The 20209-nt window shown below is 62.2% G+C and carries 12 protein-coding genes; 5 read left to right on the top strand and 7 right to left on the bottom strand.

Annotation, left to right across the window (positions count from 1 at the left end; genetic code table 11):
- Positions 1-1413 carry a serine/threonine protein kinase gene (locus tag H4I99_RS12025; RefSeq protein WP_163903284.1) on the top strand — a complete coding sequence of 471 codons (1413 nt, stop codon included), beginning with the start codon at positions 1-3 and terminating at the stop codon, positions 1411-1413.
- A 5-nt stretch (positions 1414-1418) separates the two neighbouring features.
- On the opposite strand, the gene H4I99_RS12020 is transcribed toward H4I99_RS12025, so the two are convergent.
- A complete protein-coding gene (locus tag H4I99_RS12020; RefSeq protein WP_244625041.1) occupies positions 1419-3143 on the bottom strand; it encodes a GH32 C-terminal domain-containing protein in 1725 nt (574 codons plus the stop codon).
- A gap of 144 nt (positions 3144-3287) precedes the next feature.
- Here H4I99_RS12020 and H4I99_RS12015 point away from each other — a divergent pair, with 144 nt between their 5' ends.
- Complete coding sequence (locus H4I99_RS12015; protein ID WP_163903283.1) at positions 3288-4319, top strand: glycerophosphodiester phosphodiesterase family protein; 1032 nt, start codon at positions 3288-3290, stop codon at positions 4317-4319.
- A gap of 45 nt (positions 4320-4364) precedes the next feature.
- Here H4I99_RS12015 and H4I99_RS12010 read toward each other — a convergent pair whose 3' ends face one another.
- From H4I99_RS12010 to H4I99_RS11995, 4 genes are all read right to left on the bottom strand, one after another.
- The gene (locus tag H4I99_RS12010; RefSeq protein WP_163903282.1) at positions 4365-5330 is read right to left on the bottom strand and encodes a bile acid:sodium symporter family protein; all 966 of its coding nucleotides are present in this window, start codon (positions 5328-5330) and stop codon (positions 4365-4367) included.
- 175 nt (positions 5331-5505) lie between these two features.
- Positions 5506-7719: an FAD-dependent oxidoreductase gene (locus tag H4I99_RS12005; RefSeq protein ID WP_163903281.1), complete on the bottom strand. Its 2214-nt coding sequence runs from the start codon at positions 7717-7719 to the stop codon at positions 5506-5508.
- 16 nt (positions 7720-7735) lie between these two features.
- Positions 7736-8944, bottom strand: a complete 1209-nt coding sequence (locus H4I99_RS12000; RefSeq protein ID WP_163903280.1) for an acetyl-CoA C-acetyltransferase — start codon at positions 8942-8944, stop codon at positions 7736-7738.
- 126 nt (positions 8945-9070) lie between these two features.
- Positions 9071-10864, bottom strand: a complete 1794-nt coding sequence (locus H4I99_RS11995; protein WP_163903279.1) for an acyl-CoA dehydrogenase C-terminal domain-containing protein — start codon at positions 10862-10864, stop codon at positions 9071-9073.
- A 376-nt stretch (positions 10865-11240) separates the two neighbouring features.
- Here H4I99_RS11995 and H4I99_RS11990 point away from each other — a divergent pair, with 376 nt between their 5' ends.
- The 3 genes from H4I99_RS11990 to H4I99_RS11980 all read left to right on the top strand — a co-directional run bounded on the left by H4I99_RS11990 (position 11241) and on the right by H4I99_RS11980 (position 16910).
- Entirely contained in the window at positions 11241-14981 is a 3741-nt protein-coding gene (locus H4I99_RS11990) for a peptidoglycan-binding protein (protein WP_163903278.1), read from the top strand.
- 206 nt (positions 14982-15187) lie between these two features.
- On the top strand, positions 15188-16105 hold the full coding sequence (locus H4I99_RS11985; RefSeq protein WP_163903277.1) for a sulfite exporter TauE/SafE family protein: 918 nt from the start codon (positions 15188-15190) through the stop codon (positions 16103-16105).
- A gap of 1 nt (position 16106) precedes the next feature.
- Positions 16107-16910, top strand: a complete 804-nt coding sequence (locus H4I99_RS11980) for a TIGR02186 family protein (RefSeq protein WP_163903276.1) — start codon at positions 16107-16109, stop codon at positions 16908-16910.
- A 19-nt stretch (positions 16911-16929) separates the two neighbouring features.
- Here H4I99_RS11980 and pdeM read toward each other — a convergent pair whose 3' ends face one another.
- Together pdeM and H4I99_RS11970 are read right to left on the bottom strand one after the other, a co-directional pair.
- The gene (gene pdeM, locus H4I99_RS11975; RefSeq protein ID WP_163903275.1) at positions 16930-17655 is read right to left on the bottom strand and encodes a ligase-associated DNA damage response endonuclease PdeM; all 726 of its coding nucleotides are present in this window, start codon (positions 17653-17655) and stop codon (positions 16930-16932) included.
- Between the two features lie 16 nt (positions 17656-17671).
- Positions 17672-20155: a ligase-associated DNA damage response DEXH box helicase gene (locus tag H4I99_RS11970; RefSeq protein ID WP_194362101.1), complete on the bottom strand. Its 2484-nt coding sequence runs from the start codon at positions 20153-20155 to the stop codon at positions 17672-17674.
- Between the last annotated feature and the right edge of the window lie 54 nt (positions 20156-20209).

The following is a 20209-nucleotide window of genomic DNA, read 5'->3' as shown; positions in this document are numbered from 1 at the left end:
ATGGCGAAGACGCATCTTGAAAGCGGCAGCGTGATCGATGGCTTCACTATCGGCGGGCTTGCCCACAAGGGCGGCATGGCACGCCTGTTCGAGGTCACCCGGCCCGACATCGATTTCCCGATGCTGATGAAGGTGCCGGAGCTCGGCCAGGGTATCGATCCGGCGATGATCGTCGGCTTCGAGATGGAGCAGATGATCATGCCGCGTCTGTCGGGCATTCATGTTCCACGTTTCGTCGCTAACGGGGATTTCGCCGTACAACCCTATATCGTCTTCGAGCGGCTGCCCGGAAAGTCGCTCTATCCCCTGCTCGACGACCTGCCCCGCGCCGTGGAAGAAGTCGCGCTTCTCGGCAACCACATCGCCACGGCGCTTGCCGACCTGCACCGGCAGAACGTGGTGCATCTGGATATCAAACCTTCGAACATCATGTTCCGCGAAACGGGCGAGGCCGTGCTGGTCGACTACGGCCTCGCCCGGCATCTGCAACTGCCCGACCTGATGGACGAGGAATTCCGTCTGCCCTATGGCACGGCACCCTATATGGCGCCGGAACAGATTCTCGGCGTCAGAAGCGATTTCCGCAGCGACCTCTTTGCCCTCGGGGTACTGATGTATTTCCTCGCCACCGGCAAACGCCCCTTCGGCGACCCGCAGCGAATGAAGGGGCTGAAGAAACGCCTGTGGCGCGATGCCATCCCGCCGCGACTGCTTAACCCGGACATCCCCAAGGCGCTGCAGGAGGTCATCCTGCGATGCCTGGAGATCAATCCGGCGCGGCGTTACCCGACGGCGGCGCAACTGGCGATGGACCTGCAGGATCTTTCCAAGGTGACGCTGACGGCCCGCGCCGAGAAGCTGAAACGCGACGGTCTCTCCCTCGTCATCAAGCGCCGGTTCAATCCCGATCCCATCGAACTCCTGAAGCCGGCGGGTGCAGCCGCAAGTCTTGCGAATGCGCCTATCGTCATGGTGGCGATAGACCTCTCAAGCGGATCGGAGACGCTGGCGGATGCGCTGCGGCTGACGGTGAGCCGCATCATTGAAAAGACGCCCGATGCCCGCATCGCCTGCCTCAACGTCTTGAAGATCGCCCGCATCAGTCTCGAAAGCGATCTGGATGCGCAAGGCAACAACAAGCATGTGGCGCGGCTGGTGCAGCTCAAGTCCTGGGCCGAACCGCTGAAGGCGCCTGAGGGGACCGTCACCTATCATGTAATCGAAGCGGTCTCCCCGGCGCAGGCCATTCTCGAATATGCGCGGGACAACATGGTTGACCATATCGTCATGGGGGCCAGGGCGAATTCGGCCATGCGCTCGCTGCTCGGCAGCGTTTCGGGAGAAGTGGCCGCAACCGCCCCCTGCACGGTGACGGTGGTCAGGGTGCGTGGGGCTGCCGAAGCGGCTGAATAAGCCCGTCAGAGCCTGAGTGCCCAGATCGTGGCGGAACGGATCGCATCCCCATCGGCGACGAGACGGGCGGAGCGAACCGGCTCGAAACCCTCGATCCGCTTGGTACCGGCATAGCGGCCATCATCGGCAAAGACTTCGATGGAGCCATAGTCGAGAAAGATGCGCAGACGGCTGGCGCGTGCGCCCTCCGCTACATAGCGCGGCCTCGCAGCCTCATCTTCGCCATAGCGGATGAGGAGCCCGGTTTCGTCCTGAGCGACACCGAGCGGAACATGGGGATGATCGAGCGAGAGTTCGAAGGGCAGGCCTGCCTCCGAGAGATCGAACAGGATCTCGACCGCCCCGTTGAGAAAGGTGACGATGCTTCCCGCTGCAAGCCGGGTGCGGTCGAGAATATGGCTCCTGAGGCTTTCCGCCGTTCCGATGGGAGGGGTTAGCAATTGGCCGTTCTCCAGCCTCAGCGTGCGAGGCAAGGTCATGGCGCTTGGGAAATCGATCGTCGGACCCGTATCGACCCAATTGCCGAGCCAGCCGATACCCACCGGCGTCTGGCCATCGGTGAAGGCCTGGAAGGCATAATTGTCGGCGGCGAAATCGAGTTCCCGGCTGAACTCCCGGGAGAAGGTTTTCCCGTCGAACCAGCCGACATCGACCATGGTCAGGTTACGCCGGCCGGTTTTCTCGTCCAGCGAGTGCATCAGACCATAGATCAGCGCCCAGCGTGTTTTCGGGTCCGTCGCCTCGCCATCGATCGGCAGCAGACAGGGGCATTCCAGCGCTGTCGTGCGATACCGGCTGTCGACCAGCAACTTGCCGCGATAGGTCCAGCCACTCGCTGCCTGCGGGTCATCGGTATCGTAGAGCAGGATGACACCGCCCTCCTCGCTCTGGCTGCCGAGCAGCATCTTCCAGAGACCGTCGGGTCCTTTGAAGACGTAGGGATCGCGGAAATCCGGACTGAGCCCCTCCCCCGCCGGCCTCTGAGCCAGAAGAACCGAGGCACCGCCCGCCGTGAAAAGATCGGCTGATGTCGCGGTCATCTGGATCTCCTGCTCAGGCGTGCGCTCGTTCACCTTGTCGGTGAAAAAGACGCGGATGCCTGGTCCGTTCGGCAGCGGGATCGCCGAACCGGAAAAGGCGCCACCACGCTTGTCCGGACGGGCTGTCAGATCCTCCGAGGGAAATAGGAAAACCGGCATGTGACGCCAGCGCAGGTAATCCGGCGATACCGCGTGGCCCCAATGCATGTTGTTCCACATGCGGCCATGCGAATAGTGCTGGTAGAAAAGATGCGGGCGCCCGCCGAAGCGTCCGAAACCGTTCGGATCATTCATCCAGCCAAAGGGCGGGCGGAAATGATAGCTTGCCGGCAAATCCGGCGGCTGATTGGCGGAGCTGGTATGGACGACAGTGATGCCGGTCTCCAGTACGTCCGAGGCGGTGAACCAGTAGACAACGGAAACGGCAGTGTCGCGGCTGTCGTAGCGCAATTCGATCGGGCCGCCGCCAAACACCTGATAGATGCGGAAGGAATGTTCTTCGGCATTGATCGCCTGCACCTCGCCGAACTTGCCGTTGACGCTGTAGAGCGACAGCGAACCGGGTGTTTCGGGACTGACCGCCTTCAGCCACAGATGCAGCGTCGCGTTGACGGGCAGGTCCGCATGAATGACCCGTATCGCTTCCTCGGCCGCATTGTTCGTCTGGTCCATGGCGATCACCCTTTCCATCGTTATCCTGTTTTGGGGAGGCAACGACCGCGACGGCCTACTGTTCCATGGCCTGCGTCATGCAAGCGTCACCAATCCTTCATCGCCCTGTGATCCGACGGTTTTATCGCGACATCATGATCCATCCGGACCCGGAGCCGTCCCATGCGTCTGATCGTCCCGTTTGTCGCCACGATCCTGTCCTTCGTTCCCGCCCTTCCTTCCGGTGCCTATCTTCCTGAAGCCAGCCATTCCGGAATGATCCACGAGCGGTTGTCGGACGCCAACCGGTGGCGCGACCATGTGATGGTGGTTGCCCATCGCGCGGGCTGGAAGGAAAACGGCAAGGTCGTACGCGCTGAAAACTCCAGGGATGCCATCGATCATTCGGCATTGATCGGTGTCGAAATGGTCGAGCTTGACGTGCGACGGTCGAAGGACGGCGCGCTTGTGGTAATGCATGACGCGACGCTGGAGCGCACGACGACATGCAAGGGAGCTATCGCGGAACAAAGCCTTGCCACATTGAAGACCTGCCGGCTCATAGTGGAAGGCACAGGCATCGTGACCGACGAACCGGTACCGACGCTGGAAGAAATGCTGCTGCATGCCAAGGGCCGCATTCTCGTCAACATCGACAACAAGCTGGAGCCGGAAGACCTGGTGGAGATCGTCGCGACTGCCCGCAGGCTCGGCATGGCCGATGGCATCCTGATCAAGACGGCGATATGGAACGACGAGCGGCTGGAGCGCGCCCGCTCCGTCATGACCGCAATTGGTCCGGACGTTGCCTTTATGCCGATCCTCGCCGACGATGCGGTGAAGGATACCGCATTCGTGGCGAGGGTGGCGAGAGCGTTCCATGCCCCGGCCACAGAGATGATCAACTGGCGCAGGGATGCGGCCGAACCTCTGACGGCATCGGGCGGACCGCTTTTCTCCCCACGCGCGCGGGCAGCGGCGATCCGCGGCAATTTCCATATGTGGATCAACACCTACCCTATCACCGACCGCCCGGAAGGCATGGTGGCCGGTGGTCGCGGTGACGGACTGGCATGGTCTGAGGGACAGACGGATGCCGTCTACGGCTTCTGGATCGACCACGGCGCCACCATTATCCAGACCGACGAACCGGAAGCCGTGATCGGCTGGCTGGAGGGTCAAGGGCTGCGGCGATCTTATGCGCAGATCAACTGACGGCGGGCAGGAAAGTGGCCGAAACCGACCACTTCCCCCGATATCTCAAGCTTTTCCAGGGGCTTCGCTTGCAACTGTATCGCCAGCATCGATACGGCCCGAGAACCAATTGGCCAGCAGTGCACCGGAAATATTGTGCCAGACGCTGAAGAGTGCGCTCGGCACTGCGGCAACCGGCGAGAAATAGGCATTCGCCAAAGCCGCGCCGAGGCCACTGTTCTGCATGCCGACCTCGATTGCAATCGCCTTGCGCTTGGCAAGCGACAGACCGCAAGCCTTCGCCGCGAAGAAACCCAGCAGATAACCGAGACCGTTGTGCAACATGACAACGGCAAAGATCATCAAGCCGGACTGGGCAATGGCCCCCTTGCTGGCGCCGACAACGGCCGCCACGATCAGCACGATGCCAACGACGCTTACCAAGGGCAAGGCTGGTACGGCGGCGCGGACAAGACCGGGAGTCAACTTCTGCAATGCGAAGCCGAGCGCAAGCGGCACCAGCACCACCTTCACGATGCTGAGAAACATCGCCATGCCGTCAACGGGAAGATACTGGCTCGCAAACATCCACACGAGGAAGGGAGTGACGATCGGCGCCGCAAGCGTGGTCACGCTGGTGCAGGCAACGGAAAGGGCGACGTCACCCTTGCTGAGATACGTCATGACATTGGAGGACGTCCCTCCCGGGCAGCAGCCGACGAGGATGACGCCAGCCGCAACTTCCGGCGACATGGGAATGACCGTCGTCAGCAGCACGGCAAGAAGTGGCATGATGACGAACTGGGAAATCACGCCGATGCCGACCTCGAAGGGGCGTTTGACCACTTCGCGGAAATCATCCACGGAGATGGTGAGACCCATGCCGAACATGATGATGGCCAGCAGGGTGACGATCCAGGGCGCCACCTGCTTGAAGATGTCAGGGAAAAAGAAACCCAGGACTGCGAAGAGAATGACCCAGAGTGCAAAGGTCTTGCCGACGAATGACGAAAGCGACTGGACGATTTTCAATGTACCCTCCCTCGAGAACTGGGGCGGGTCTAATTGACAAACAGCAAGTGTCAAGGACGCTTTCGGCGGGAATGGTACGCGTAGCGGGTCTGAACCCGATCTCCCCGGCAGATTGTCAAGCAGTCTGACCGGAAATCCTTCTCCCCGCGAACGGGGAGAAGGGTAGGCAGCACGATCACGCCGCCTTCTTTTCTTCACCGTAGGGGTCGAACCGACCATAGAAGGTTTCACCCTTGGCTGCCATGTCGATGAGCAGCGGCGTCGGCTTGAAGTGGGCGCCGTAGTCCTTCGCAAGTCGCTCGCAGAGTTCGACGAAGGTCTTCACACCCATGCCGTCGATATAGCTCAACGCACCGCCGGTGTAAGGCGCAAAACCGAAACCGAGGATCGAGCCGACATCGGCTTCGCGCGGGTCGATGACGATGCCTTCCTCGACGGTGCGGGCAGCTTCCAGCGCAATCGTTGCCAGGAAACGCTCCTGCAGTGTCTTCATGTCGACGTCCTCGGCCTTCTTCTGCGGGTAGAAGTCCTTGAGGCCCGGCCACAGGAACTTCTTGGCCGGCTTGGCCGGATATTCGTAGAAGCCCTTGCCGTTCTTGCGGCCGAAGCGGCCTTCCTTCTCGACCATGCGGGAAACGAGTTCCATATGGCGCGGATCGATGGCCTTTTCGCCGAGATCGGCGACAGTCGCCTTGAGGATCTTGAGCGAGAGATCGATCGCCACCTCGTCGTTGAGCGACAGCGGGCCGACCGGCATGCCGGCGAACTTCGCGGCATTCTCGATCATCACCGGGGGCACGCCCTCGATCAGCATATTGTAGCTTTCCGACATGTAGCGGAGCACGCAGCGATTGACGAAGAAGCCACGGGTATCGTTGACGACGATCGGGGTCTTCCTGATCGCGGCGACATAATCGAGCGCGACGGCCAGAGCCTTGTCGCCCGTTTCCTTGCCGAGAATGACCTCGGTCAGCATCATCTTCTCGACCGGCGAGAAGAAGTGAATGCCGATGAAATCGGCCGGACGCTTCGAGTTCTTCGCAAGGCCGGTGATCGGCAACGTCGAGGTGTTGGAGGCGAAGATCGCACCTTCCGGCAGAACGGCCTCGACCTTCTCGATGACGGCCTTCTTGACGTCGCGGTCTTCGAAAACGGCCTCGATGACGAGGTCGGCATCCTTCAGCGAACCATAGTCATCCGTCGGCGTGATCAGCGAAAGCAGTGCCTCGCCTTCGTCCTTGGTCATCCGGCCCTTGCTCACGGTGCCGGCAACCAGCCCTTCGGACACGGTCTTGCCCTTGCCGGCAGCCTCCATGTCGCGGTCGATCAGCACGACCGGAATGCCTGCGGCTGCCGTCACATAGGCGATGGAAGCGCCCATGAAACCTGCGCCGACGACGCCAACCTTCTTCAGTTCGGTCTTGCCGACGCCTGCCGGGCGACGGGCGCCCTTGCCCAGTTCCTGCATGGAAACGAACAGCGAGCGGATCATCGAGAAGGCTTCGGTCGTCTGGACAATCTGGGTAAAATATCGCTGCTCGATCTTCAGGCCGGTATCGAAGGGAACCTGCAGGCCTTCATAGACGCATTTCAGGATGGCCAGAGCGGCGGGATAGTTGCCGGCGGTCTCACGGCGCAGGATTGCGGGGGCAGCCGGCCAGAGCTGTGCTGCGGCAGGCGTCCAGATACCGCCGCCCGGAGCCTTGAAACCCTTTTCGTCCCAGGGAGCCACAGCTTTCAGGCCATCCTTGATCATCTGCTTGGCGGCCGGGATCAGTTGATCGGGCTCGACCACCTGATGCACGAGGTTCATGGCCTTGGCGCGCGATGCAGTCAGGCTCGAGCCCGTCGTCATCATCTGCAGCGCATCCTGCGTGTTGGCAAGGCGCGAGACGCGCTGGGTGCCCCCGGCGCCTGGGAAGATCCCGACCTTGACCTCGGGAAGAGCGAGCTTCACCGACTTGGAATTCGAGGCAACGCGGCCATGGCAGGCAAGCGAAAGCTCGAAAGCGCCGCCCATGCAGGTGCCGTTGATCGCGGCGACCCACGGCTTGCCGCAGGTCTCGATCTTGCGCCACAGCCAGGTCATGCGGCCGGCGGCGTCGAACAGTTTCTTCACGGCGCCGGCCGGATCCTTGGCCTTTTCTTCCTCGAGCATGGAGAACATGCCCTTGATCATGGTGAGGTCCGCGCCGCCGGAGAAGGTCTTCTTGCCGGAGGTGAAGACCACGCCCTTGATCGCGGCATCGGCCACGGTCTGGTCGACGATCTTCTCGATCTCGTCCATAACTTCGACGGTAAAGACGTTCATCGACTTGTCGGGCATGTCCCAGGTGACAAGGGCGATGCCGTCTGCGTCGGTCTCGATGGTGAAGTTCTTGTAGGTCATTGCTTCCTCCCAGAAATCAGACGCGTTCGATGACGGTTGCCGTGCCCATGCCGGCGCCGATGCAGAGCGTGACGAGTGCCGTATTCAGGTCGCGGCGCTCCAGTTCGTCCAGTACCGTGCCGAGGATCATCGCGCCGGTGGCACCGAGCGGATGGCCCATGGCGATCGCACCGCCATTGACGTTCATCTTCGAGTGATCGACCTCGAAGGCCTGCATGAAGCGAAGGACGACGGCGGCGAAGGCTTCGTTGAGCTCGAACAGGTCGATGTCCGAGATCTTCATGCCGGTCCTGGCGAGAAGCTTCTCGGTGACGTCGACCGGACCGGTCAGCATCAGCGCGGGGTCCGAGCCGATATTGGCGAAAGCCCTGATGCGGGCGCGGGGCTTGATGCCCATGGTTTCGCCGCCGGCCTTGGAGCCGATCAGCACGGCGGCCGAACCATCGACGATGCCCGAGGAGTTGCCGGCGTGATGGACGTAATTGATGCGCTCGATTTCCGGGTGGGCCTGGATGCCGACAGCTTCGAAGCCGCCCATTTCACCCGGCATCTGGAACGACGGCTGGAGCTGGGCCAGAGCCTGCATGTCAGTGCCCGGCCGCATGTGCTCGTCCTTGTCAAGGATGGTCAGGCCGTTGACGTCCTTCACCGGAATGACGGACTTGGAGAAGTAGCCCTTTTCCCAGGCGTGGGCGGCGCGCTTCTGGCTTTCGACGGCATAGGCGTCGACATCGTCGCGGCCGAAGCCGTACTTGGTGGCGATCAGGTCGGCGGAAACACCCTGCGGCATGAAATAGGCCGGGAAGTTGACCGACGGGTCCATGTACCAGGAGCCGCCCGACATGCCCATGCCGACGCGGGACATGCTCTCGACGCCGCCTGCAATGACGATGTCGTCCGAACCCGCCTTGACCTTGCCGGCGGCGAAATTCACGGCATCGAGACCGGACGCGCAGAAGCGCGAGATCTGCATGCCCGGAGCCTTGTTCGAATAGCCTGCCTCGAAGGCGGCCGCCTTCGGAATCACGGCGCCGGCATCCATGACCGGATCGACGCAGCCCATAATGATGTCGTCGACGGTCGCGGTATCAAGACCGTTGCGGTCACGGATAGCTTCCAGAGACTTGGCTGCCAGACGGACGGACGGCACCTCGTGCAGCGAACCGTCCTTCTTGCCCCGCCCGCGCGGCGTGCGGACGTGGTCGTAAATGAAGACTTCGGTCATCGTTCTCTCTCCCTTTGGCGCTTGAGCGCCGAATTGTTGCTGGCCATACGGTGATGGCCCCTCATCCGCCTGTCGGCACCTCCACCCCGTTCTGACGGGGAGAGGGTTAGGGTGAAGGGCAAATCCTCAGAATGCTTCCGCTGCCATCTCCATCAGGCTGTCGCTGCCAGCCTCGATGCGGGTCTTGCGGAGTGCCGTTTCCGGCATGACCTTCTCCATGTAGAAGCGGCCGGTCAGAAGCTTGTTCTTGTAATAGTCGGCATCGCCATTGCCGGCGGCAAGAGCCTCGTTGGCGGATTTCGCCATCTTCGCCCACATGTAGCCGAGGACGACGAGACCGAAGAGGTGCATGTAATCGGTGGAGCCGGCACCGGCATTGTCCGGCTTGGCCATGGCGTTCTGCATGAACCACATGGTCGCGGCCTGCAGGTCGTTCAGGCCCTTCTTCAGGCTCTTGGTGTAGAGGACGAGATTTTCATCGGCGCGGTTCTCCTCGCAGAAAGCACCGATCTCGTTGAACAAGGCCATTACGGCGCGGCCGCCGTTCATGCCGAGCTTGCGACCGACCAGATCGAGCGCCTGGATGCCGTTAGCGCCCTCATAGATCATGGCGATACGCGCATCGCGGACATACTGGCTCATGCCGTGTTCTTCGATATAGCCGTGACCGCCGAACACCTGCTGCGCCATGACGGCGTGATCGAAGCCCTTGTCGGTCAGCACGCCCTTCAGGATGGGGGTCATCAGGCCAAGCAGATCGTCGGCCGCCTGCTTTTCCTTCTCGTCACCGGAGCGATGGGCGATATCGGACTGCAGCGCGGTCCAGAGCGTGAAGGCACGGCCAGCTTCGGTGAAGGCCTTGATGGTCAGGAGCGAACGGCGGATATCCGGATGCACGATGATCGGATCGGCCTTCTTGTCCGGTGCCTTGACGCCGGAAAGCGAACGACCCTGAATGCGCTCGCGGGCATAATTGGCAGCGTTCTGATAGGCGACTTCAGCGATGGAAAGGCCCTGCAGGCCAACGCCGAGGCGGGCCTCGTTCATCATCACGAACATGGCCGAGAGGCCCTTGTTTTCCTGACCGATCAGGAAACCGGTGGCCTCGTCATAATTCATGACGCAGGTTGCGTTGCCGTGAATGCCCATCTTGTGCTCGATGGCGCCGCAGGAGACACCGTTGCGCGCGCCAAGCGAACCATCCTCATTGACGAGATACTTCGGCACGATGAAGAGCGAGATGCCCTTGGTGCCTTCCGGCGCGCCCTCGATACGGGCGATCACCAGATGGATGATGTTGTCGGTCATGCCGTGTTCGCCGGCGGAGATGAAGATCTTCTGGCCAGAAATCCTGTAGCTACCGTCACCGTTCGGAACGGCCTTGGTGCGCAGCAGGCCGAGATCGGTGCCGCAATGGGGCTCCGTCAGGTTCATCGTGCCGGACCATGTGCCGTCGACCATCTTCGGCAGATAGGTCTGCTTCTGCTCGTCCGAACCGTGGACGAGGATCGCGGCAATCGCGCCCTGGGTCAGGCCGGGATACATCATCAATGCCATGTTGGCGGACGACATGTATTCGCCAACGGCGGCGTGAAGTGTGTAAGGCAGGCCCTGGCCGCCGAATTCCTGCGGCACGGCCAGACCGATCCAGCCGCCCTGGCAATAGGCGTCATAGGCTTCCTTGAAGCCCTTCGGCACGGTGACGCTCGCGTCGTCGTGACGTTTGCAGCCTTCCTGATCCCCGGAAAGATTGAGCGGGAAGAGCTGTTCCTCTGCCAGCTTCGCGGCTTCCCCGACGATCGCCTCGACCATGTCCGGCGTAGCATCCTCGAACCCGGGCAGGTTGTGGTAACGCTCGAGGCCAAGGACGTTGTTCAGAACGAAAAGCGTATCGTTTACGGGAGCCTTATACACAGGCATGGATCATCTTCCTCCAAGACGTGAAACCGGGCGGGCCGGGCTGGTTCATGCTTATACAAATAATTGACGTGCGCGTAAACGTCAAAATCCGGATGCAGTCCTGTTTTTGTGGCGGCGTCGCTCCTCCGCGCCTCACCCAAAGGGGCTAATCCGCCCCCTATCCTTCGGATCGTACAGCGCAAACGTTAAAAAATTTTCAGGCAGGTTAACGGCTTATTTACCACGTTTCATGAATTGTGGCCGGTGAAGGTGATGATCCGCAACCCGTGATCGCCATTGAGTCGGCAATGCCGCCGAAAGAGGTGAAAATGCGCATCATCGACCCACTAATCCGCCTTCAGCCCGGCCGAAGGTGCTTTTCGAAGCGAGCAGAACCATGAACGGATCGCGATCTCCCTCTTCCCGTCCCGGCGGATCTTCGTCGCTCGATGCGTTGAGCCGTACCATCGAGGGACTGGAAGCGAGGATCGAGGGACTGATGGGAACCACGTCGCCGCGCGCGCGTCCCGCCGAGGAAATGCCGCCGCGAGAAACATACCGCGACCGCACCGAGGACCGCTACCAGCGGCCAGCGCGCGAAGCCGCGATGGACCCGCTCAGCGAAATCCGCCAGCGGCAGCGTGCGCTTGAAGACAGCCGCCACCGCCCGGTTGAGCGATCGTCCGGCTATGGCCGCTCCTATGAGCCGCGGGAAGAACGCCCGCGGCAGGCCCCACTTCGTCAGAACCCGCCTCTTTCCCATGGCGTCACCTCGACGGCTCCCGCTCCCGATACGATGACGCGCGAGATCACTCAGGCCCTGCTCGGACTGAGGCAGGAACTGAAGCAGGATATTTCCGAGAGCCTTTCGCGCGAGGTCAGCACGCTGCGCGCCGAGATGCGCACCATTCGCTCGCTCGCCGAGGAACAGCGCCCCTCCGAGACGCTGCGCAACGACATTGCCCGGCTGGCGGAAAGCATCCAGCACCTCGGCGTCGCCCGCGCACCGGGCGCCGATGGATTGCGTGAGGAGTTCGAAGAGCTTCGTTCGTTGATGGATGGCCTTGCCCGCGAGGATTCCGTGCGCCGCATGGACAATCGCTGGAGCCATATCGAGGAGAAGATCGGCGACGTCGATCCGGCTGCAATGCGTGAGGAACTGGTGCGCCTGGCCGACCGCCTCGACGACATCAAGAGCTATCTCGGCCGCGTCGGCGACAATCGATCCATTCAGGCGCTTGAAGAAAAGCTGATGAAGGTCGCAACCGCGCTCGAGCAGATCGGTTCGCATATCGACCCGAGCGAACGGATGATGAGCGAGCAGTTCGCCGGCATCGACATGCGACTGGACGAGATCAGCCGCGCCATCGTGGCCGGCACGCGCAATTCCGGTGGCGCTGACAATAGCCTTTTCCAGCGTCTCGAAGACCGTATCGCAGGACTTGCCCACCAGATCGAGGCCTTTGCCGACCGCAGGGTCAATGAGGAACGGCCGAATTCCGATCTCGCCCGCCGTATCGAACAGCTGACCGACCGCATCGAGCTTCTGTCCGAGGAACGCTCGGCAAGCCGCCTCGAAGAGCGGCTGGATATGCTTTCGCATGTGCTGGAACGCAATACACAGGCCCCGGTGCCACAACCCGAGCTCACGGGCTATCTCGCAGACATCTCCCGCAAGATCGACGCGCTGGATCACGGCGCTGTCAACGATCGGCTGGCCGATAGGCTGGAGCTTCTCGCCCGCCGCATCGAGGGGCTGGAAGTGCCGCAGCCGGCTGCGGTCGCGCGGATCGATGACAGCATGCTGCGTGGTCTCGAGGATCGCCTGAACGCCGTTGTCGACCGGATCGAGGAAAATGCCGGCGTTCCGGCTGGCGAAGGCGCCAGCCTGCGCGGGCTTGAAGAACAGATCGCCCATCTCTCAGCGCTGATCGCCCGCCCATCGACGGGCGGCATCGACGACGCCGTGGCAGACCGCATTTCCGCGCTCGAAGACTACATGGCGACGAGCGACGAATACATCATCGAGGCGGCCCGTCAGGCTGCCGAAACCGTGATGGAAAGCTATGCGCAGCGGATGCCCTCGCAAGGTGCGGGCGGATCGGCAGATATTGCCGCACTGTCGGCGCTCTCCGAGCACCTGCGCAATCTCGAGGATTTCAGCCGGAACTCCGAGGAACGCACCCACCGTACGTTCGAGGCCCTGCACGATACCCTTGTGCAGATCGCGAGCCGGCTCGACCAGATCGATGACCGTACAGCGCATTTCGATGAGCCACCGGCTTCCGCTCCGTACCGCGAACCCGCCCAGGCGGAAGCCCCGGCCTATGCCGTTCAGGAAGAAGAGCCGTTCCGCCCTCCCTTCGCTTCTCCGGCCATACAGGCGGAGGAAGACGATCGCGAGCACACCCCACTGTTCGGTTCTCCAGCAATCGAACCGACGATGACCGCCCTGCCCGTCATCGAGGCAACCCGTCCCAGCAAGAAACCGGGCAAGCCCAGCCTCCTGGCCGGCCTTGGCAAGCGATTTCTGCCCGGCCAGAAGAAAAACGCCGAGGAGCAACCGGTCGGTCGACAGGTAATCGATCCGGCTCCGTCGATCGATCCTTCCGACATGCTGCCACCGGAACAGGCAAACGAACTGCTGGAACCCGGCTCCGGCGCCCCCGACGTGCGCAAGATCCTCGAGCGCGTGCGTGCCTCCCAGGCGAACCAGAAGGGTAACGCCGGAAATACGTCCGCCGACGGCGACCGCACCGACTATATTGCCGCCGCGCGCAGGGCTGCACAGGCTGCCGCGCAGGAGATGGATCTTGCGCAGCAGGGCGCCCGCAACGCAAAGCCCGGCATTTCCGCCCTCAGCGGATTTGCCCGCTACCGCCGTCCAATCCTGATGGCTGTCGGTGCGATCCTGCTGGCTGCGATGGCAATGCCGCTCGTCACGACACTCATCCGCGGAGAGAAGGCACCGCCGGTCATCATCGAGACGACCAAGCCGCAGGAAAGCGGCATGGCGCCGACACCGGTCGAAAGCCAGCCTGAAGCCAAGGTTGCCGCTGTCGCACCGTCTGTGACGGAAGAAGGTACGGATGCAACATCGCAGGCGGCACCGGTCGCAAGCGTCGAACAGGCACCGCTCGATGGCGGCGATTCTCTTTCCACGCTGCAGTCCGCCGCCGAGGACAGCCCGCAGGATAGCGCCGCCTTCGCGCCGCCTGCCGGTCAGGCGGAGCCCGCAGGCAACGCAGCGACCCAGTCCGTGCAGGCGGAAGCCGCTCCGGCCATCATCGTGCCTGATGCAATCTCTCCGCCGTCTCTCGTCATTGCCGCGAAGGAAGGCGATCCGGTGGCGCTGTTCGAAATCGGCGCGCGCTATACCGATGGCCGCGGCGTTACCAGCGATTTTTCCGAAGCCGCAAAGTGGTACCAGCTTGCAGCCGACCGCGGCTTTGCGCCGGCGCAGTACCGGCTGGCTAACCTTTACGAAAAGGGAACCGGCGTTCCGCGTGACATCGCGGCGGCGAAGCGTTTTTATCAGCAGGCGGCCGATGCCGGCAATGCCAGCGCCATGCATAATCTCGCCGTGCTCTTCGCCTCTGGTGCGGACGGCGGCCAGGATTATGTCAAGGCGGTCGAGTGGTTCTCCAAGGCCGCCGATTACGGCGTCTCCGACAGCCAGTTCAACCTTGCCATCCTCTATGCCCGCGGAAACGGCGTGCAGCAGGATCTGGAGACATCCTACAAGTGGTTTGCGATTGCGGCGAAGGATGGCGACAAGGACGCCGCCCAGAAGCGCGACGAAGTGGCGAACGCCATGCGGCCGGAGCAGCTCGAACGCGCCCGCGCTGCGGTCGATCTCTGGAAGCCGAAGCCGCTCGATCCGGATGCCAACACGGCCAACACGCCGGACGAATGGGCAGGCAAGGGACTGAAGACCGCCAGCGTCGACATGAAGAAGGCGATTGGCAACATTCAGGCTATCCTGAACAAGAACGGCTTCGACGCCGGCAACCCCGATGGCGTAATGGGCGCCAAGACGGTCGCCGCGATCAAGGCGTTCCAGACCTCGATCGGCGAACAGCCGACGGGTCAGGTTACGGACAAGCTGGTGAATGCGCTGCTGGAACGCAACAAATAGTCGCGAACGGTCATAAAATTCGGAAAATGCTGGCGTATGGCTTGAGCGCGAATTGACTCGACCGGTCTGCGAGCGCAAGAGAAATGACGGGGATCAAGTCCGGCAAGGACTTGAGCCCATTTGGCTTTTGCCTGAGACCGGCCGCATTTCCGAACCCGTTTTGTACCAACCCGCTCCGGCGGGCAGACGCATTCAGAGGCCCGAGCGTGACAATCTACCTGCCGATAGCAGAATTGTCGGTGAACATCTTCATCATTCTCGGGATGGGCGCAGCCGTCGGTTTCCTTTCCGGCATGTTCGGCGTCGGCGGCGGCTTCCTGATCACGCCCCTGCTGATCTTCTACAATATCCCTCCGGTGGTCGCCGTCGCGACCGGCGCAAACCAGGTGGTGGCATCCTCGGTTTCCGGCGCGATCACGCATTTCCGGCGCGGCACCCTGGACGTCAAGCTCGGCACGGTGCTGCTGATCGGAGGTCTGGCCGGTGCCTCGGTCGGTGTCGTCATCTTCTCCTGGCTCAGGCGGCTCGGCCAGCTCGATCTCGTCATCTCGCTGCTCTATGTCATTTTCCTCGGCACCGTCGGCGCGCTCATGCTGATGGAAAGCCTGAACGCCATGCGGCGCGCTGCGAAGAACCAGCCGGTCAGCCTCAAACGGCCCGGACAGCACAACTGGGTGCACCGGCTGCCGTTCAAGATGCGCTTCAAGAAATCGAAGATTTATCTGAGCGTTCTGCCGATACTCGGCCTCGGCTTCGCCATCGGTATCCTGACCTCCGTGATGGGTGTGGGCGGCGGCTTCATCATGGTGCCGGCAATGATCTACCTGCTGCGCATCCCGACCAACGTGGTCGTTGGCACGTCGCTGTTCCAGATCATCTTCACCACCGCCTTCACCACCGTGATGCAGGCCGCGACCAACTTCTCCGTTGATATCGTGCTCGCCTTCATCCTGATGCTTGCCGGCGTGATCGGCGCGCAATACGGCGTTCGCGTCGGCCAGAAGCTGCGCGGCGAACAGCTGCGCGCACTGCTCGGCCTGCTGGTGCTTGCCGTGGGCCTGAGACTCGCGATCGAGCTGGTGGTAACGCCGGAAGACCTCTATTCCATCGCGATTGGAGGCTGACATGCGCAGGCTCCTCGCCACACTCTCCATCGCAGCCACTCTCTTCACCGCCTCCCACGTGCTCGCCCAGATCCCGCTTGCCGGCGACATGATGGGTAAGGAAGGCCTCGACATCGGGACATCGACCAGCGAAATCGCCATCACCTCGGATTTTCGCGGCGCGGACCTGACGATCTTCGGGGCGCTGACCAATGCCGACCAGTTGCTGCTAGCCATCGGTCAGTACGACGTCGTGGTGACGCTCGAAGGGCCACGCGAGGAAACCACGGTACGCCGCAAGGACCGCCTCTTCGGCATATGGATGAACCGGACCTCGATGACTTTCGAGCGGATGCCGATTTCCTATTCGCTGGCGAGCACCCGGCCGGTGGAGCAGATCGCGCCGGCCCAGGTCCTGACAGGTCTCGGCGTCGGAATCGACCATCTGGCGCTGACGCCAACCGGCTATATCAGCTACGACGCCAACCTCACCGAATTCCGCGATGCCTTCCGTCGCATCAAGCAGTCGCACGGGCTTTACCAGCGCGACACCAATGGCGTGCGCTTCGTCAGCTCCAGCCTGTTCAAGGCAACACTGCGGCTGCCGGCCAATATTCCCGATGGCGTGCACATCGTGCATGCATATCTGTTCAAGACCGGCGAATTCATCGGCGAGAAGGAATTGCCGCTGCGGGTCATCAAGACCGGCATCGAGGATTCGATTTCACGGGCCGCGCACGAAAACCCGCTCGCTTACGGCATGCTGTCCGTGCTTCTGGCGCTGATTACGGGCTGGGGCGCGAGCCTGATGTTCCGCAAGGACTGACGGCGGGCACCTATATCGATCATCCCAGCAGGTTGGCGAAGCGTACCGAATAGACGCGGTCCCGACCCAGCAGATGGGCAACGAGTTCCGCGCGGTCGAACAGCCCAGTAAAGGCCCGGTGGCGCAGATCGAGCCCGCCGGTCATGACCCCGAAAGCCGGCATCAGCAAGCGCTGCCCATCGGTTGCGAAACAGGGACGGCGTACGGATTTTTCCCTCCGGCGCACGGTGGCGCAGGGATGGAGATGGCCAGAAATCTCGCCCTTGCCGGTAATCAGGCTCGGCTCATGGCGAAACGTCAGGCCGCCAAAGACGATTTCGTCGGCGGATATACCTGGCAGACCCGAGGTGCCATCCGGATCGTGATTGCCGTTGATCCAGATCCATTCCCGCCCCCGCGCCATGGCGACAATCCTGTCGCGGAACGGGGCAGGCAACAGGGCGGAACCGACGCCGTCGTGGAAATTGTCGCCGAGGCTGACGACGATCTTCGGATCATGCCGTTCGACTGCGGCTTCAAGAATGCGAAGCGTCGCCAGCGTGTCGTAGGGCGGCAGTAACTGGCCACGGCGAGCGAAGGCGGCTCCCTTTTCCAGATGCAGGTCCGACACCACGAGCATGTCGAGTTCGGGCAACATGAGCACACCGCAGGGATCGGCAATCGCCTCGACCCCGTTCAGCACAAAACGGGCCGAGCAATCGGGATCGTCTATGGCCGGAGCCTTGAGTTGCGCCAGGCGGTTCATGCGGTGTTCTTTTCCTTCACGCCATGGCCTCGGCGATGAGATCGTCCGCGGCTTCGGCAAGCACATGTTCCTGGGCTTCGCCCGCGACCGGCTCACGGCCGATCTCCAGCATCACCGGCACGGCGAGCGGCGAAATATGATCCAGCCGCTTGTGGGTGATATGCCCTTTGATTCTCTTTAGCATATCGCCGAGCCGGGCAATATCGAGAAGGCCCGCGGCGGCATCCTGTCGCGTCGCTTCAAGCAGGATATGATCCGGTTCGTGGCTGCGCAGCACGTCATAGATCAGATCCGCCGACACCGTCACCTGCCGTCCGCTCTTTTCCTTGCCGGGGTGCCGCTTTTCGATCAGGCCGGCGATGACGGCGCAGGTACGGAAGGTGCGCTTCAGCATCCACGATTCGTCGAGCCATGCCTCGAGATCGTCGCCCAGCATGTCCTCGTCGAACAGGTCGGAAAGGCGCAGGCGGCCCGAGGCCACCATGGTGCCCATGTCTTCCAGTCCCCAGATGGCCAGCGAATAATCGGTCGCGACGAAACCGAGCGGTTTGGCGCCCATTCGCTCCAGCCGGCGGGTGAGCAACATGCCGAGCGTCTGGTGGGCCAGCCGCCCCTCGAAGGGATAGGCGACCAGAAAGAAGCGGCTGGCGCGAGGAAAGGTCTCGATCAGCAGTTCGCCACGCATCGGCAAGATCGACTTTTCCCGCTGTATCTCCAGCCAGTCCCTCACCTGATCCGGCAGGCCGGCACGGCGGGCGGGATCATCGAGCATGGCGCGGACCTGTTCGGCCAGATAGGTGGAAAGCGGAAACTTGCCGCCGGCATACGCCGGGATTTTCGGGTCCTGCGAAAACGCATTGGAAGCAAGGCATTCATTGTCCCGGATGCCTTCGAAGCGAAGCACCTTGCCCGAGAAGAGGAAGGTATCACCCTGGCTGAGCTGTTCCAGAAAATACTCCTCGACCTTGCCGAGCGACATGCCGCCCCGGCCGATGGAGCCCAGGTGATTGCGCTTGACGAGCCGAATGTTCAACATCGGCATTTCGACGATGGTGCCGAGGTTCAGCCGGTATTGTTGCGCGACCTGCGGATTGGAAACCCGCCAGCGCCCTTCCCCGTTCAGCCGGATGCGGGCGTAGCGTTCGTAGGTTCTCAGCGCATAACCGCCGGTGGCGACGAAATCGACGATGCGGTCGAAGGTCTCGCGTGGCAACAGCGCATAGGGCGAAGCGCTCGTCACTTCCTCATACAGGTCATCGGCAAGGAAAGGCGCCGCACAGGCCATGCCGAGCACATGCTGCGCCAGAACGTCGAGAGAACCGTCACCGATGGGCGGCGTATCCTGCGCGCCGACATAATTGGCGTCGAGCGCCGCCTGGCATTCCATCACCTCGAAGCGGTTAGCCGGCACGAGGATCGCCCGGCTCGGCTCGTCCATCCGGTGGTTGGCGCGACCGATGCGCTGGGCGAGCCGCGACGCCCCTTTCGGCGCGCCGACGTGAACCACGAGATCGACATCGCCCCAGTCGATGCCGAGATCGAGGGTTGAGGTGGCGACGACGGCGCGGAGCCGGTTGTCTGCCATGGCGGCCTCAACCTTGCGGCGCTGGCCGACATCGAGCGAACCGTGATGGAGCGCGATCGGCAGATTGTCGTCGTTGATGGTCCAGAGTTCCTGAAACAACAATTCGGCCTGCGAGCGGGTGTTGACGAAGATCAGTGTCGTCCGGAACTCCTTCAGCACCTCGTAAAGCTCCGGCATGGCATAGCGTGCCGAATGGCCGGACCAGGGAACACGTTCCTCGGTCTTCAGGATGGTGATCTCAGGTCGCGCACCGCCTTTGACCGTAATCAGGCCGGCATGGCGCTGCTCCTCCGGGGACTGCCCGACCAGCCAGCGCTGCAATTCCATGGGTTCCGCCACCGTGGCGGAGAGACCGATGGTGCGCAGATCGGGAGCGAGGCGACGAAGACGCGCAAGCCCGAGGGACAGCAGATGACCGCGCTTGGAGGTTACCAGCGAGTGCAATTCATCGAAGACCACATAACGCAGATCCCCGAAAAAGCGCTCGGCATCTGAATGGGAGAGCAACAGTGCCAATTGCTCTGGCGTGGTCAGCAGGATGTCCGGCGGGTTGAGCTTCTGGCGCTGGCGCTTTCCCTGCGGTGTATCGCCCGTGCGGTTTTCGATCGTGATCGGCAATGCCATTTCCGACACCGGCTTCATCAGGTTGCGCTCGATATCGACGGCAAGCGCCTTCAGCGGCGAGATATAAAGCGTGTGGACACCGGTGAACGGCGCACCGGCCGGAAGGCGGCCGCGTTCGGCAAGCTCGGTGAGCGATGGCAGGAAGCCGGCGAGCGTCTTGCCGGCGCCGGTCGGCGCGATCAGCAGGAGGCTTTCCCCTCCTCGCGCTTTTTGCAGAAGCTCCAGCTGGTGGGCACGCGGCTGCCAGCCCTTTCCCGCGAACCAGCGGATGAAGGGAGCGGGCAACAGCATATCGGCGGCCTGATTCACGAACACAGCGTCAACCTAGTGCATGCTGCGCGAAAG

The sequence above is a fragment of the Paenirhizobium daejeonense genome (genome assembly GCF_014280875.1).
Lineage (GTDB): Bacteria > Pseudomonadota > Alphaproteobacteria > Rhizobiales > Rhizobiaceae > Allorhizobium > Allorhizobium daejeonense.
The sequence above is the reverse complement of the archived record's forward strand: the minus strand, read 5'-3'. Positions and strand labels throughout refer to the sequence as shown.

Bases quoted from the DNA above. Each gene is read 5' to 3' on its own strand.
- H4I99_RS11980 (WP_163903276.1), top strand. From the start codon at position 16,107: ATGCGCAGGCTCCTCGCCACACTCTCCATCGCAGCCACTCTCTTCACC.
- H4I99_RS12000 (WP_163903280.1), bottom strand. From the start codon at position 8,944: ATGACCGAAGTCTTCATTTACGACCACGTCCGCACGCCGCGCGGGCGG.
- H4I99_RS11970 (WP_194362101.1), bottom strand. From the start codon at position 20,155: ATGCTGTTGCCCGCTCCCTTCATCCGCTGGTTCGCGGGAAAGGGCTGG.
- H4I99_RS12020 (WP_244625041.1), bottom strand. From the start codon at position 3,143: ATGGAAAGGGTGATCGCCATGGACCAGACGAACAATGCGGCCGAGGAA.
- pdeM (WP_163903275.1), bottom strand. From the start codon at position 17,655: ATGAACCGCCTGGCGCAACTCAAGGCTCCGGCCATAGACGATCCCGAT.
- H4I99_RS11995 (WP_163903279.1), bottom strand. From the start codon at position 10,864: ATGCCTGTGTATAAGGCTCCCGTAAACGATACGCTTTTCGTTCTGAAC.
- H4I99_RS12015 (WP_163903283.1), top strand. From the start codon at position 3,288: ATGCGTCTGATCGTCCCGTTTGTCGCCACGATCCTGTCCTTCGTTCCC.
- H4I99_RS12005 (WP_163903281.1), bottom strand. From the start codon at position 7,719: ATGACCTACAAGAACTTCACCATCGAGACCGACGCAGACGGCATCGCC.
- H4I99_RS12025 (WP_163903284.1), top strand. From the start codon at position 1: ATGGCGAAGACGCATCTTGAAAGCGGCAGCGTGATCGATGGCTTCACT.
- H4I99_RS11990 (WP_163903278.1), top strand. From the start codon at position 11,241: ATGAACGGATCGCGATCTCCCTCTTCCCGTCCCGGCGGATCTTCGTCG.